We start from the raw sequence: 13,884 nt of genomic DNA on the forward strand, positions 1-13,884 counted from the left end.
TCAGCGTGATCGCGCCTCACGGCACGGAACTTGCTGTCCGGGCAAGGTGCCGCTCAACCAGCCACAGCGGCGGTGCCGCTCATCCAGCCAGCGCCTGACGCGCATAGGCGCGCACGTCGGCGTCACTGTCGTCCAACGCCACGGTGAGGGCCTGACGGGCCGTCGATTCCGATCCCGCCCACCTGCTCAGGCTCAGTACCGCCGCCTTGCGGACATCGAGGTGCTGGTCCTCCAGCGCCCGCGACAGGGTGGGTACCGCGACCGCGGGCACCGCCCCGGCCAATGCCCGCGCCGCGCCCTGGCGGATCTGCCAGGCCGATTCGGTGAACGCCTTCTCGACGCTGACGACGTCATCATCGGTGCAGCCGACGGCGCCGAGAGACGCCAGCGCCGCCGCCCGCACGAGCGGGTCGGGGTCATCCAGCGCAACCCGCACCGCTTCCGCGCCGGCCCGCAGGGTCGCCAGGCCTCCCACCGCGGCGATCCGCACTTCCCGGTTCTCGTCAGTGGTGGCCGCGGCCACACCCACGTGGTCGTCGACCGATACGAGGGCCCGCACCGCTTCGATCCGGACCCGGTGGTCGGCATCGGTCGACGCGTCCCGGTACGCCTGGGCGCTGCCGACGCGCCGGGAACTCGACAGGTACACCGTGGCCGCCCGAACCACCGGATCGACGGAGCCCAGCCGGTCGACGAACGCAACCGGATCGGGCAGGACCTCGACGAGTTCGCGAACCGCATCCGAGGTTTCCCGCCGCACCCCGGCGTCGTCGTCGGCCAGTGCGGCCACCAGCGCGGGCTGGTACCCGTCGGGCAGATGCTCGACGAGCGTGGCGACCGCGGTACGGCGCACGCCGGCGTCCGCGTCGGTCAGGTAGGTGTTCAGATCCTCCAGCGTGGGTTCTTCCAAGGCCAGCACCGCGGCGATACGCGGTGACGGCGGCTGGGCCGATCCCGCGCGGACCCGGGAGTGCTCGGCCGACGGAGCCCTGCCGCCGTGCAGATGGGGTTGTTCGACTCTGGTCACCGGATCCTGCGACGTCAGGTGGTCCAGCTCGGGCACTGCGACGAAATACGGTGCCACGGGACGTTTCACGAACTGCATGACACCGTCGGCGTCCTTGTAGAGGTTGAGGTGGTAGCGCCACTCCTGATCGTCCCGCTGGGGCAGATCGGCACGGTCGTGGTAGAGGCCCCAACGTGATTCGGTCCGGGTCAACGAGGACCGGGCCGCCATCTCCGCGCAATCACGGATGAAGGACACCTCGGCGGCACGCATCAACTCGTGCGGGGTCCGGGCGCCGATACCCTCGACCTCGCTGACCATGCGCTCAAAGGTCTGCACTGCGATCGACAGCTTGGTGGCTGTCTTCGGCGGTGCCACATAGTCGTTGACGAACCGCCGCAGCTTGAACTCGACCTGCGGTTGCGGCGGGCCATCCGGGTGCCGCAGCGGCCGGTAGATGAGCTCGTGGGCCTGGGCGATCTGATCATCCGGTAGTTGCTCGGGTGCAGCAACTTCCGACAGCGTCGAAGCCGCGTGCTCACCGGCCAGATCCCCGTAGACGAACGCGCCGATCATGTAGTTGTGCGGAACGCATGCCAGGTCGCCGGCCGCGTACAGACCGGGCACCGTGGTGCGGGCATGCTCATCCACCCACACACCCGACGCGGAATGCCCGGAGCACAAACCGATCTCGGAGATGTGCATCTCGATGTCGTGGGTCCGGTAGTCATGCCCCCGGTTGGCGTGGAACGTTCCCCGGGTGGGACGTTCGGTGGTGTGCAGGATGTTCTCCAGCGTGGTCAGCGTTTCATCGGGCAGATGGCTGACCTTGAGGTAGATCGGTCCGCGGGCCGATTCGATCTCCTCCTTGACCTCGGACATCATCTGACCCGACCAGTAGTCGGAATCGACGAACCGCTCCCCCAGTGCATTGACCTGGTAGCCGCCGAACGGATTGGCCACATACGCGCACGCCGGGCCGTTGTAGTCCTTGATCAGCGGATTGACCTGGAAGCACTCGATTCCGGAGAGTTCGGCGCCGGCGTGATAGGCCATGGCGTATCCGTCACCGGCGTTCGTCGGGTTCTCGTACGTGCCGTACAGATAACCGGACGCGGGAAGCCCGAGTCGACCGCACGCCCCAGTGGACAGGATCACAGCCTTCGCCGCCACAGTGACGAATTCGCCTGTGCGAGTGTTGAATGCCGCGGCGCCGACCGCGCGGCCCTGATCGGTGAGCACACGCACCGGCATCAACCGGTTCTCGATGCGGATCTTCTCACGCATCGAGCGTTGGCGCAGCACCCGGTACAGCGCCTTCTTGACGTCCTTGCCCTCGGGCATCGGCAACACATAGGAGCCCGATCGGTGCACGCGCCGTACCGCGTACTCACCGTGCTCGTCCTTCTCGAACTTGACCCCGTACCGCTCGAGCCGCTGCACCATGGCGAATCCACGGGTGGCCGTCTGATAGACGGTGCGCTGGTTGACGATTCCGTCGTTGGCGCGGGTGATCTCGGCGACGTAGTCCTCAGGCTCGGCCTTGCCGGGGATGACGGCGTTGTTCACGCCGTCCATCCCCATGGCCAGCGCACCGGAATGCCGAACGTGGGCTTTCTCCAGTAGCAGCACCTGGGCACCGTTCTCGGCTGCGGTCAGCGCCGCCATGGTGCCCGCGGTGCCACCGCCGATCACCAGTACGTCGCAGTCGATCCGGACGGCCTGCGAAATTTCCGGGGCGGCGTTTGAATGCTCGGTCAATTCAGTCACGGTTGCTCCAGTGCGGCAATGATCTCGGCACGCAGCGCGGATCGTTCGGGATGGTCGGTTCGGGGCTGAGCCACCTCGATGAGCGCACGCAACGGCTGCCCGGCACGACCGAGCACCGCGACGCGGTCACCGAGCGTGAGCGCTTCATCGACATCGTGGGTGACGAACACGATCGTGGTCGGATGGGCCTTCCAGGTGTCGATCAGCAATCGCTGCATGGCCGAGCGGGTCTGGGTATCCAGGGCGGCGAACGGCTCGTCCATCATGACCGCGCGCGGTGCACCCGCCAGACCGCGCGCGAGTTGAACCCGCTGCCGCATACCGCCGGACAGATTCTTCGGCAGGAAGTCGGCGAAGCCGGACAGGCCGACCTCGGCGATCCAGCGGTCGGCCCGCTCCCTACGGCTGTTACGCGGCTCGCCGCGGCGACCGGCCTTCGGCTCCCCGCGGAGCTGCAGTGCCAGTTCGATATTGGACCGCACCGTACGCCACGGCAGCAGCGCGCTGTCCTGGAACACCATGCCGCGGTCCCGTGAGGTGGTGGTGACCGGGTCGCCGTCGGCAAGCACTCGGCCACCGTCAGGCCGCAGCAGTCCGGTCAACGCACGTAGCACCGTCGACTTACCGCAGCCCGACGGACCGGTGAGCACCAGGATCTCGCCGGGTTCGACGGTAAGGCTCAAGTCCTCGATCACCGGAGCACCGGTGTAGGACAACCGGATTCGATCGAGTTCCAGCCGCATCCCCGTACTGGTCAAGGTTGTGGTCATCGCGTCGCCTCCTCACCACGCGGCAGCCACCTGGTCGCCCGGCGGCCGATAAGCTCTACCGCCGCGGCGGTGAGGAAACCGAGCACACCGATCGTGATGATGCCCACGAACACGTCGGGATAGTTCAGGACCGTGTAGGCCTGCCAGGTGCGATAGCCCACACCGAGACGGCCCGAGATCATCTCGGCCGAGATCACGCAGATCCAGGCCACCCCCATTCCGACCGAGAGCCCGCCGAACAGTCCCGGCAGGATGCCGGGCAGCACCACCTGGCGGAGCACGTCGAGGCGGCCACCACCCAGGGTGCGAACCGAGTCTTCCCAGATGGTCGGTAGGGCGCGCACCGCATGCCGGACGCTGACCATGATCGGGAAGTACGCCGCCAGGAACGTGATGAACACGATCCCCGCCTCATCGCTGGGGAACAACAGAATTGCCACGGGCACGATGGCGATCGCCGGGATGGGCCGCGCGAGTTCAGTGAGCGGTCCGAAGATATCGGCGAACCATGCGGTGCGTCCCAACAAGATTCCGGTGATCACACCGACCACTGCGGCGATACCGAACCCGGTGAGAATCCGGATCAGCGACTGGCCGAGGTCCAGCCAGTACTCCGGTGTGCCCAACCGGTTCACCAGGGCTGCAGCGATTTCGGTGACGGTGGGCAGGGTGTCGAACCGCAGACCGAAGCGCACGTCGTTGGCCGTCAACAGCTGCCACAGTACGATCGCGCTGACCACCGACGCCAGGCGCACCAGGCGGTGCGGCCAGGCAGAGGGCGTGCGACGGGTACGGACATCCTCCGGCACGGCCGGCGGGTCGCTTACCGCCGCCGGAGCGGTGTCGGTGGTGGTCACACCGCACCTGCGAGTGCTTGCTGATAGTCGACGATCGCCGCACCGGGATGCGTCGCCGTGTAGCGCTCGGCACCGGCCTGAGTTCCGAACGGCAGATAGCCCTCACTACCTGGAGCGGGCAGACGCACCCACACAGACTTGTCGGCGAACCAACGGGTACCCAGTTCAGCGTCGGAGATGTAGGCGGCGCGGACCTTCTTGCCCTCGCCTTGTGCCTGGCGGATCGCCTTGAGCAGGCAGACCGGGGTCGCGGCCGCCGTGGTGGCATCAGATCCGTCGAGCCAGAGTTCACCAGCGGTGGCAGGATTGTCGACCGTGCTGTGGCACACCGGATCGGTGCCGCTCAACGCCGACGGATTGGCGTTCGAGGCCAGCGCTTTCTCGTAATCCTGGCCCCGCGCGGCGAACGCCGCACGCAACGGCGCGTCTTGCACGAAACCGGGCACATCGAGATCGGCGAAGTTGTCGATCGACTTCAGGTAGGGCACATCACCTTTGAGCGCATCGACCAGCGATGGCTTGAGCGTGGCGTCGAACGAGGTGCCACCCGGCCCGTTGTACAGGTAGACGACCTCCTGTGGCAGCCCACTGCCCTCGGCCACGAGGCGGGCCGCCTCCAACGGCTTGGTGTTGAGAAAGTCGGTGGCATCCAGTTGGGCCTGCAGGAAGGCGTCGAGGACCTCCGGATGATCAGCCGCATACGCCCGGCGCACCACCACGCCGTGCAAGGTCGGATAGTTCAGCTCGGCCCCGTCGTAGAGCAGCTTGGCCTTGCCCTGCTGGACCAACAACCCCGGCCACGCGACGAACTGTGAAAGCGCCTGAACCTGGCCCGATTCCAGCGACGATGCGCCGACCTGCGGCTGCTGGTTGAGCACCTCTACCCCGGTCTTGGCATCGAGACCGGTCTTGCCGAGTGCTTGCACCAGCATGCCGTGGCCCGCCGAACCGACGCTGGCCGAGACCTTCTTTCCGGCCAGGTCGGTCAAGGACTTGGCCGGCGAATCAGGTGCCACCACAACCATGTTCAGCGCGCCTTTCGGGTTGTACCCGGTGACCGAGACGATCTCGGTCTTGGCGCGTTCGTTGGCCTGCGTCTTGGACCCGTTGATGAGCATCGGATAGTCGCCCATGGAACCGATGTCGATCTTCTCGGCGACCATCTGCGCGGTGATGGGTGCGCCGGTGTCGTAGTCCTGCCACGTCACGTTGTACTTGGTGCCGGTACGGGTGGTGATATCGGCCAGGCGGCGTTCCAGGTATCCCTGGGCGCGCAGCAAGGTTCCGGCGGTGACGGTGTTGATGGTCTTGGATTGGTAGCCGACGACCACATCGACTGTGTCGGAAGATTTCGTCGCCGAGTCCAGGGAGCAGCCGGCGGTCACGAGTGTGAGACCGGCGGTGAGGGCGATCAGGGCTGTTTTCACGTCGGGTCCTCTAGCGGATGAGATAGGGCATGTTGACGGTCACGGCGCCGGTGGGACAGCGGGCCGCGCAGGGCCCGCAGTACCAGCACTCGTCGACGTGCATGAAGGCCTTACCGTTCTCAGGATTGATTGCCAGTGAATCGAGCGGGCACACGTCGACACACAATGTGCAGCCCTCGATACACAGGGACTCGTCGATGGTCACCGGGACATCGGCGCGTTGATTGACCAGCGTCATGCGTCTCTCCTAATAAGGTTGCCGCGCATGGTGATTCGGTCACCACGCATCCTGATGTACTCCAGGTCGACGGGCGTTCCGTCATCCAGACTGGTCAGCCGTTCGGCCATCAGCAATGCCGATCCGGCCGGCACCTGCAATGTCGCTGCGGAATGCGGGTCGGCCGAAACCGCTTCCAGGGCAAGGCTCGCCCCACCCAGGCGCCGCCCGCTGACCCGCTCGATGAGCGCGAAGATGTCATTGCTCTCCAGCGGATGGCCGATCACCTCCTCACCGATGTCGGGAGCCAGGTAGGTCAGATCCAGCGACAGCGGCAGATCGGCGAGGTAGCGCAGGCGCTCGATGAACACCACTTGCGTTCCCGGCTCAAGCGCCAGCTTTCGAGCCACTGCCGGTGGGGCCGAGAGTCGCTGGACGGCACGGACTTCGTTGCGCACGTCGCCGTAGTCCTTGAAGGTCTCTTTCAGACCCACCAGCGCGTCGAGGCCGTGATCGTACTTGCGGGCCGCCACGTGCGTGCCCACCTTGGTGCCGCGGTCGATGAGACCCTCGGTCTTGAGCACCGCGAGGGCTTCACGGATGGTGTTGCGGGAGACGAAGAATTCGGCGGCCAGGTCCGCCTCGGCCGGTAGGGCACCGTCATAGGTGCCTTCGTAGATCTGATGGCGGAGCACGTCAGCCACCTGGCGGGCCTGATCGGCGCGCGCACGCCGGCTCGGCAGCGATAAGGGATGGGCTTCGGGCTGCGACACGCACTCAAGGTAAGGGGCGAACCAGGCGCCGCGCAGTGCCGCGAATTCACCGTCGGCGCAGGTTAACGGATTGCGCCGCCGACGGACGTGCCGTACCTGGCGAAACCGACGTGCCGACCGTTATTACGCCACCTCGCGCTCGAGGAGAATTTACAAATCGCGATGATCGAAATGTCGTTTGGGTCGGCTCAAAAACTTTGGCCACTTTGGTCTCACCAGTCCCAAACAGCGTTTTCTTGTCGGCGTATCGAACTAGTGTTCGAATCATGAACATCGGGTTGGTGCAGAGTCGGGACGCAGCGCAGACCGCGCTGGCCGGCCACCTGGCAGCAACCGCGACGCTGGCCGATGTTGATTTCACCGGTTTCGACACCGCGGAGTTGTTGGCGATCCAGTCCGGACGCGAACGGCAGGCCCGCTCCCAGGCCATGATCGATCACCGCATCCAGTCCGCACTGATGGCCCGGACCAGCCCAGCCGAGATCGGTGCCAAATCATGGACCGATGCCCTTGCCACCCGGATGCGGATCAGCCGCAAGGAAGCATCACGCAGAGTCGCCGCGGCAACAGACTTGGGGCCGCGCTACGGCCTCACCGGCGAGGTGCTCGAACCGTCGCTGCCCGCCTGCGCCCAGGCGCTCGGCTCGGGAACGATCAACACCGAACACATCACGATCATCGGCGGCATACTGGCGAAAGCCGAAAAGTACGTCAGCACAGCTGAACTCGCCCAGATCGAATCCGACCTGGTGAGCGCAGCGGCCCGAGACACTCCCGAAACACTGAAAGCCGCCGCCGACAAGCTGCTGTATCTGCTCAACCAGGACGGCGATAGCCCCGACGTCGCAGCACATCTGCGTGGGCTAAGTATCGGCAAACAGGACCCAGACGGACTGGTGCACGTGCAGGGCTGGCTGGATCCCGAGACCGCTTCGTATCTGACAACCGTCACCGGCGTGTGGGGCGCGCCCGGCCTCAACAACCCCAGTGACCAACAACCGGTCCATAACCCCACACCCAACCCACTAGATATTCCCGATGCCCCTGACGCCGAGGCTGCTGACGTTGAGGCTGCTGACGTTGAGGCTGCTGACGTTGAGGCCGAGCCCGAGGCGGCTGCTACCGAGATCCCGGACACCGGCATCGATTCGGCCGATCCACAGGCCCGCGCCACCGGCACATCCCCAGACCAGCAAGCTCAGCAAGAGCAGCAGACCGCCGCCGACCGCGACACCCGAACCCAGGCTCAACGCAACCACGACGCACTCAAGGCCGCGCTGCGCGAACTACTGATGTCCAAACGACTCGGCCAACATGGCGGGCTCCCGGTCACCGTGGTCGTCTCCACCACACTGGCCGAACTGGAAGCCGGAGCCGGCGTCGCCGTCACCGGGGCGGGCATCCGAATACCGATGACAGACCTCATCCGGCTGGCATCGCACAGCTTCCACTACCTCATCGTCTACGAACACCACACCGCCGAACCGCTCTACATGGCCCGCACAAAACGATTGGCCACCAAAGCCCAACGACTCCTGCTCTACAACCGTGACCGCGGCTGCACCCGCCCCGGATGCACCGCACCGGCCGACCACTGCCAAGTCCACCACGCCAAGACCGACTGGCAACACGGCGGCCACACCGACGCCCCCGACCTCGCACTGAGTTGCGGACCCGACAACCGCCTCGTCGGACTGGGCTGGACCACCAGCGTCGATCCCGACACAGGCCGGATCCACTGGCACCCGCCACCCCTGATGGATACCGGGCAGGACACCCTCAACCACCACTTCCATCCCGAGGAACTACTGGTTGCACCGGAACAAAGTTCTTGACGCAACGAACGCCCCCTCGACTCATCTCGACCACGCAGGCGTGCACCGCGATTGAGTTCCGCCCTAACCTTCGGTCAGCGTCCGGCTGACTGTCACCGGTATGCCGTTGAGTGCACCGTTTCCGGACGGTTCATCGATGAAGTCCGGCAGCGACAGGATGTTGGTGTTCACCCCCGGTGCCGCGTTGGCGACGCCGAGCCGGGTGCCGGTCTGACCGTGCCCCCAGCCGTGCGGCATCGACACCACTCCCAGCTTGATCGCGTCGGTCACCTCGACGGGCACCACGATTTTTCCGGCGGTCGACGCCACTTCCGCATTGTCGCCATCGGCAATCCCGCGAGACGCCGCATCCTGGCTGTGCATCAGCAGGGTGCACCGATCGCGGCCCTTCATCAACGAACCGACGTTGTGCAACCAGGAGTTGTTGGACCGCAGATGCCGGCGGCTGACCAGCACCAGATCCTCGGGAGCGCGGTCGAGTCGCTCGGACAGCCGGGGCAGGTCGTCGAGCAGGTACTGCGGCGCCACTCGGATCTTCTGATCGGAGGTCCCGAGTACCTCGGGCACTCGAGGCACCATCGGGCCGTAGTTGATCCCGTCCGGATGCGCCTTGAGCTTGTCCAGGGTCAGGCCGTCCGGGTTATCGCCGTATCGGTCGCCGAACGCGGCGGTGCGCAGCGTCAGGTCGAGCATCCGTTCGGGACCACCGCCGTCGTAGTGCTTGCGGATCTCGGCGCCGTCGAGCCCCTGGGTGAAGCACAGGTAGTCGAACCAGCCGTCGTCGAGCGCGGCGATGTCGACGTCCTCGGCCGGGGTGCCGGTGCACAACCCGGTCAGCCGGATCAGGATCTCCCATTCCTCCGGTGCGTCGGGATCCTCGCGATGGAACACCGGCGGCGAGTAGCGCGCGAAGCTGTTGATCGCCGCGCCCAAAAGCATATCGGCGGAATGGGGCTGCTCGAGCGCCGAGGCACCGGGCAGGATGACATCGGCGTGCTTGGTGGTCTCGTTGAGCCACAGGTCCACCGAGATCATGGCGTCCAACTGCGGCAGCGCCTCGTCGAGTTTGTCGCCGCCCGGAGTCGACAGCACCGGGTTGCCGGCCACCGTGATGAGGGCCTTGAGCTGTCCCTCGCCGGGGGTGGTGATCTCTTCGAGCATGCACGACACCGGGACCTGACCCATCACCTCTTTGGCCCCGCGGACCCGCGTGCGGTAACGGCCGAAGTTCGGCGCCCCGTCCTCCAGCCCCGGGATCGGCTGGCTGGTGACCGTCCACGCGGTCGGGGTGGCGAACATCGCGCCGCCGGGGGTGTCGAAGTGACCGGTGACGATGTTGACCACGTCGACCAGCCAGCTGGCCAGGCTGCCGAACTCCTGGTTGCAGGTGCCGATCCGGCCGTAGACCACCGCACGCGGTGTGCCCGCCAGTTCACGGGCCAGTCCGCGAATCCGCTCCGCAGCGATACCCGTTGCGGCAGAGACCCTTTCGGGCGACCATTCGGCAACCACCCGCTGTAGCGTCGACACCCCGTCGAGGTGGCGCTCCAGGTCGCCGAGATTGACCAACCCTTCGTCGAACACCGTGTGGACGATCCCGAGCAGCAGGGCCGCATCGGTGCCAGGGGTGATCGGCAGCCATTCGTCGGCCTTGGCCGCTGTGGCGGTGCGCACCGGGTCGATGACGATCACCTTGCCGCGCTTGCGGATACCGCCGATGATGCCCATCACGTCAGGCGCGGCCAGCAACGAGCCCTGCGAGGCAGCGGGGTTGGCGCCCATGACCACCAACAGGTCGGTGCGCTGGATGTCCGGTGTCGGAAACGCCCACCAGCTGCCGTACATCAGGTGCGACGACAGGTTCTTGGGCCACTGGTCGATGGTGCCCGGCGAATAGGTGATCGGCATGCCGGACAGGCCGAGCAGGATCGCCGCATACCTGGACAGCGAAAATGAGTGTGCCAGTGGGTTTCCGGTGTACGCGGCGACCGCGCCGATGCCGTACTTCTCGATGACGGGCGCGAGCAGTTCGGTGCAGCGACGGAACGCGGTATCCCAGTCGACCTCGTGCCACTGCCCGTCGACCTTGATCATCGGCCGGCGGATGCGGTCGGGATCGTCATGCAACGCGGCCAGCGAGGCGCCTTTCGGGCAGATGTGCCCCGCGCTCCACTGGTCGGCCTTGTTCGGCCGAACGCTCGCCACCTTGCCGTCGGAGACCTGAATCTCCAAGCCGCACATCGCCTCACACAGCGGACAGGCGTGCAGATGCAGGCCGTCCTGGCCGATATCCGCGATTTTTCTCGGCTCGTGTCCCATCAGCGGCCTCCGATGTTGTTACGTGTGCCAACACACGTAACAGCATCGTGGCACCGAATGCACCGGTGATCCCGATGTTCGGGACAGGTACCTACTGGTCGGAGTTGTCCTGGACGCCTTGTACGGCGGCGGCGGCCGCGCGGATCTGCGGCGTCACCAACATCACCTGGCCCAGCACACCGTTGACGAACCCGGGCGATTCATCGGTGGACAACTCCTTGGCCAGTTCGACGGCCTCGTCCACTGCCACGGGCTCGGGAACATCCTCGGCGTGCAGCAGTTCCCACACGGCCACCCGCAGGATGGCCCGGTCCACGGCGGGCAGCCGCTCCAGCGTCCAACCCTGGAGGTGCGCCGAGATGAGGTCGTCGATGTGCGCGGCGTGCTCCGTGACGCCGCGCGCCACCAACACCGTGTAGGGGTTCAGCGGGCTGACGTCGTCCTGATCCTCGGCCAGCGCGGCACGACCATCGGCCACCGCCTCAGCCGTCAAACCGCGGGCCTCGGCCTCGAACAGCAGATCGACGGCCCGCTTACGGGCCTGGTGACGGCCCCGGTCACCACGACGGTCAGGCATGGTCAGCCATTCACGCGGCCCAGGTAGCTACCGTCACGGGTGTCAACCTTGAGCTTGTCGCCGGTGTTGATGAACAACGGAACCTGGATCTCGGCACCGGTCTCCATCGTGGCGGGCTTGGTGCCGGCGCTGGAACGGTCACCCTGCAGGCCCGGCTCGGTGTGGGAAACCACGAGCTCGACGGACACCGGCAGCTCCAGGTACAGCGGAACGCCGTCGTGGAAGGCGATCTGCACCGGCAGACTCTCCAGCAGGAAGTCGGCCAAACGGCCGACGAGCGCCTCGGACAGCGGATGCTGGTTGAAGTCTTCGGAATCCATGAAGACGAAGTCGTTGCCGTCGCGGTACAGGTACGTCGCGTCGCGGCGGTCCACGGTGGCGGTCTCCACCTTGACACCGGCGTTGTAGGTCTTGTCGACGACCTTGCCGGACACGACGTTCTTCAGCTTCGTCCGCACGAAGGCCGGGCCCTTGCCCGGCTTGACGTGCTGGAATTCGACGATCTGCCACAGCTGTCCGTCGATCTGCAGGACGAGCCCGTTCTTGAAGTCGGCAGTCGATGCCATGAGGGTGTAGCTCCTAAGCTTTTGTCACAAAATGGCCAGTTCTTTGGGGAACCGGGTAAGCAGGTCGGGCGCCGCCTCGCCGACGACCAGGGTGTCCTCGATGCGGACACCGCCGCGATCGGGCAAGTAGACACCTGGCTCGACGGTCACCGCAGAGCCAGCAAGCAGTGTACCGGCGGCAGCGGCATTGATTCCCGGTGCTTCGTGGATCTGCAGTCCGACGCCGTGTCCGAGGCCGTGACCGAAGTTCTCGCCGTAGCCCGCATCGGCGATGACCTGGCGCGATGCCGCATCGACCGAGCTCAACACAACGCCGGGGGCCAGCGCGTCGCGCCCGGCCTGCTGCGCGGTGGCGACCAGGTCATAGATGTCGCGCTGCCACTGCGCCGCCGGGCCCAGCACGAACGTGCGCGTCATGTCGGAGTGGTAGCCGGCCACCAGGGCACCGAAATCGATCTTCACGAAGTCCCCGGCGGCCAGCACCGCATCCGTCGGCCGGTGGTGCGGGATGGCGGAATTCGCGCCCGTCGCCACGATCGTCTCGAAGGAAGGCCCGTCGGCGCCGTGATCGAGCATCAGGGCCTCCAGCTCGTTGCGGACCTCCCGTTCGGTGCGGCCGGGCCGCAGACCACCGCGTTCCAGCAGATCGGTGAGCGCGGCGTCGCCGGCCTCACACGCCAACCGCAGCATGGCGATCTCGCCGGCGTCCTTGACCTCCCGCAGGGCCTCCACCGTGCCGGCCGCGCGTACCCACTCGACCGAGTCGCCGGCTGCCTTCGTAAGCGCCGTGTAGGCGTCCACGGTCACCACGTGGCTCTCGAAACCCAACCGCACGGCTCCGGCTCGGGCGGCCCGCCCGGCCAAGTGCGACCCGCAGGCCCGCTCGATGACCACCTCGGCGTCCGGCGACTGCTGCGCGGCCTGCGTGCGGTAGCGCCCATCAGTGGCCAGCACCGGCACGACGTTCTCGGCGAGGATCAGCAGGGCCGCGTTCGAACCCGTGAATCCGGACAGATAACGCACGTTGACCAGGTCAGTTACCAACATTGCGTCCAGGCCCGAGTCGGCTAGTCGACGCCGCAGCCGGTCCCTGCGCTGGGAAATAGTCACGGTCGGTGACGCTACTCGCTACAGTGTGCCCCCATGAGCAAGTGGTTACTGCGTGGAGTGGTGTTCGCAACAGCGATGGTCATCGTGCGCTTACTGCAAGGAGCACTGATCAACGCCTCGCCGGGTAATGCCACCTGGTTCAGCCTGGGGCTCGTCACGTTGTTCGGGATCGGAGTGCTGATCTGGGGTCTGCTTGACGGCCAGAGGGACGCGCGTAGCAATCCGGATCCGGATCGTCGTGCCGACATGGCGATGATCTGGCTGATCGCCGGCCTGTTCGCCGGCATCGTCAGCGGCGCGGTGGCGTGGTTCATCGGGATCTTCTACAAGAGCCTGTACACCGATGCGCTGTTGAACGAGGTCACCACGTTCGCGGCGTTCACAGCGCTGCTGGTGTTCCTGCTCGGCGTGGCAGGCGTGACCGTGGGCCGCTGGCTGGTGGACCGCAAGGCCCCGCCGCAGCCCCGCCAACGCCACCACGGCCTGGCCGCCGACGATCGCGCCGACACCGACGTGTTCGCCGCCGTGAGCGCCAACGGCGCCGCCGAGACCACCGACGACACCACTCAGACCATCGAGTACCCCGAGCAGCCCAAGCAGTAGCCATCCCCTGCCTGTGAGGGGCAGAGCAGAATTCTCAGTCGTAAGTGGCGCGGG

At 66.2% G+C, this 13,884-nt stretch carries 12 protein-coding genes; 2 read left to right on the plus strand and 10 right to left on the minus strand.

All coding sequences use genetic code 11. The features are described 5' to 3' along the window. Positions 1-79: 79 nt before the first annotated feature. From ACZY08_RS15645 to ACZY08_RS15670, 6 genes are read right to left on the minus strand one after another with little or no spacing between them, the layout of a single operon-like run. A complete protein-coding gene (locus tag ACZY08_RS15645; RefSeq protein ID WP_463745743.1) occupies positions 80-2,776 on the minus strand; it encodes a fumarate reductase/succinate dehydrogenase flavoprotein subunit in 2,697 nt (898 codons plus the stop codon). After that, positions 2,773-3,546 (minus strand): ABC transporter ATP-binding protein, encoded by a 774-nt coding sequence (locus ACZY08_RS15650; protein ID WP_463745742.1) that lies wholly within the window; start codon positions 3,544-3,546, stop codon positions 2,773-2,775. Before ACZY08_RS15650 ends, ACZY08_RS15645 begins: the two co-directional genes overlap by 4 nt. Continuing rightward, complete coding sequence (locus ACZY08_RS15655) at positions 3,543-4,355, minus strand: ABC transporter permease (RefSeq protein WP_463745985.1); 813 nt, start codon at positions 4,353-4,355, stop codon at positions 3,543-3,545. Before ACZY08_RS15655 ends, ACZY08_RS15650 begins: the two co-directional genes overlap by 4 nt. 44 nt (positions 4,356-4,399) lie before the next feature. Further along, positions 4,400-5,830 (minus strand): ABC transporter substrate-binding protein, encoded by a 1,431-nt coding sequence (locus tag ACZY08_RS15660; protein WP_463745741.1) that lies wholly within the window; start codon positions 5,828-5,830, stop codon positions 4,400-4,402. 10 nt (positions 5,831-5,840) lie between these two features. Then, the gene (locus ACZY08_RS15665) at positions 5,841-6,068 is read right to left on the minus strand and encodes a 4Fe-4S dicluster domain-containing protein (RefSeq protein ID WP_003880761.1); all 228 of its coding nucleotides are present in this window, start codon (positions 6,066-6,068) and stop codon (positions 5,841-5,843) included. Further along, the gene (locus tag ACZY08_RS15670; RefSeq protein WP_463745740.1) at positions 6,065-6,820 is read right to left on the minus strand and encodes a GntR family transcriptional regulator; all 756 of its coding nucleotides are present in this window, start codon (positions 6,818-6,820) and stop codon (positions 6,065-6,067) included. The genes ACZY08_RS15665 and ACZY08_RS15670 overlap by 4 nt, the downstream gene beginning before the upstream one ends. Positions 6,821-7,086: 266 nt before the next feature. Here ACZY08_RS15670 and ACZY08_RS15675 point away from each other — a divergent pair, with 266 nt between their 5' ends. Next, positions 7,087-8,655: an HNH endonuclease signature motif containing protein gene (locus tag ACZY08_RS15675; RefSeq protein ID WP_463745739.1), complete on the plus strand. Its 1,569-nt coding sequence runs from the start codon at positions 7,087-7,089 to the stop codon at positions 8,653-8,655. 63 nt (positions 8,656-8,718) lie between these two features. Here the strand turns inward: ACZY08_RS15675 and ACZY08_RS15680 are convergent, their stop codons facing one another. The 4 genes from ACZY08_RS15680 to ACZY08_RS15695 all read right to left on the minus strand — a co-directional run bounded on the left by ACZY08_RS15680 (position 8,719) and on the right by ACZY08_RS15695 (position 13,227). After that, positions 8,719-10,974, minus strand: a complete 2,256-nt coding sequence (locus ACZY08_RS15680; protein WP_463745738.1) for a molybdopterin-dependent oxidoreductase — start codon at positions 10,972-10,974, stop codon at positions 8,719-8,721. Positions 10,975-11,065: 91 nt separating this feature from the next. After that, on the minus strand, positions 11,066-11,551 hold the full coding sequence (gene nusB, locus ACZY08_RS15685) for a transcription antitermination factor NusB (protein ID WP_463745737.1): 486 nt from the start codon (positions 11,549-11,551) through the stop codon (positions 11,066-11,068). A 2-nt stretch (positions 11,552-11,553) separates the two neighbouring features. Beyond that, a complete protein-coding gene (gene efp, locus ACZY08_RS15690) occupies positions 11,554-12,117 on the minus strand; it encodes an elongation factor P (protein WP_463745736.1) in 564 nt (187 codons plus the stop codon). A 24-nt stretch (positions 12,118-12,141) separates the two neighbouring features. Next, on the minus strand, positions 12,142-13,227 hold the full coding sequence (locus tag ACZY08_RS15695) for a M24 family metallopeptidase (protein ID WP_463745735.1): 1,086 nt from the start codon (positions 13,225-13,227) through the stop codon (positions 12,142-12,144). 33 nt (positions 13,228-13,260) lie between these two features. Here ACZY08_RS15695 and ACZY08_RS15700 point away from each other — a divergent pair, with 33 nt between their 5' ends. Continuing rightward, on the plus strand, positions 13,261-13,830 hold the full coding sequence (locus ACZY08_RS15700; protein ID WP_463745734.1) for a B-4DMT family transporter: 570 nt from the start codon (positions 13,261-13,263) through the stop codon (positions 13,828-13,830). The last annotated feature ends 54 nt before the right edge of the window (positions 13,831-13,884 follow it).

Source organism: Mycobacterium sp. IDUB_9 (assembly GCF_055419505.1).

Bases quoted from the DNA above. Each gene is read 5' to 3' on its own strand.
- ACZY08_RS15650 (WP_463745742.1), bottom strand. From the start codon at position 3,546: ATGACCACAACCTTGACCAGTACGGGGATGCGGCTGGAACTCGATCGA.
- ACZY08_RS15665 (WP_003880761.1), bottom strand. From the start codon at position 6,068: ATGACGCTGGTCAATCAACGCGCCGATGTCCCGGTGACCATCGACGAG.
- ACZY08_RS15675 (WP_463745739.1), top strand. From the start codon at position 7,087: ATGAACATCGGGTTGGTGCAGAGTCGGGACGCAGCGCAGACCGCGCTG.
- ACZY08_RS15680 (WP_463745738.1), bottom strand. From the start codon at position 10,974: ATGGGACACGAGCCGAGAAAAATCGCGGATATCGGCCAGGACGGCCTG.
- nusB (WP_463745737.1), bottom strand. From the start codon at position 11,551: ATGCCTGACCGTCGTGGTGACCGGGGCCGTCACCAGGCCCGTAAGCGG.
- efp (WP_463745736.1), bottom strand. From the start codon at position 12,117: ATGGCATCGACTGCCGACTTCAAGAACGGGCTCGTCCTGCAGATCGAC.
- ACZY08_RS15700 (WP_463745734.1), top strand. From the start codon at position 13,261: ATGAGCAAGTGGTTACTGCGTGGAGTGGTGTTCGCAACAGCGATGGTC.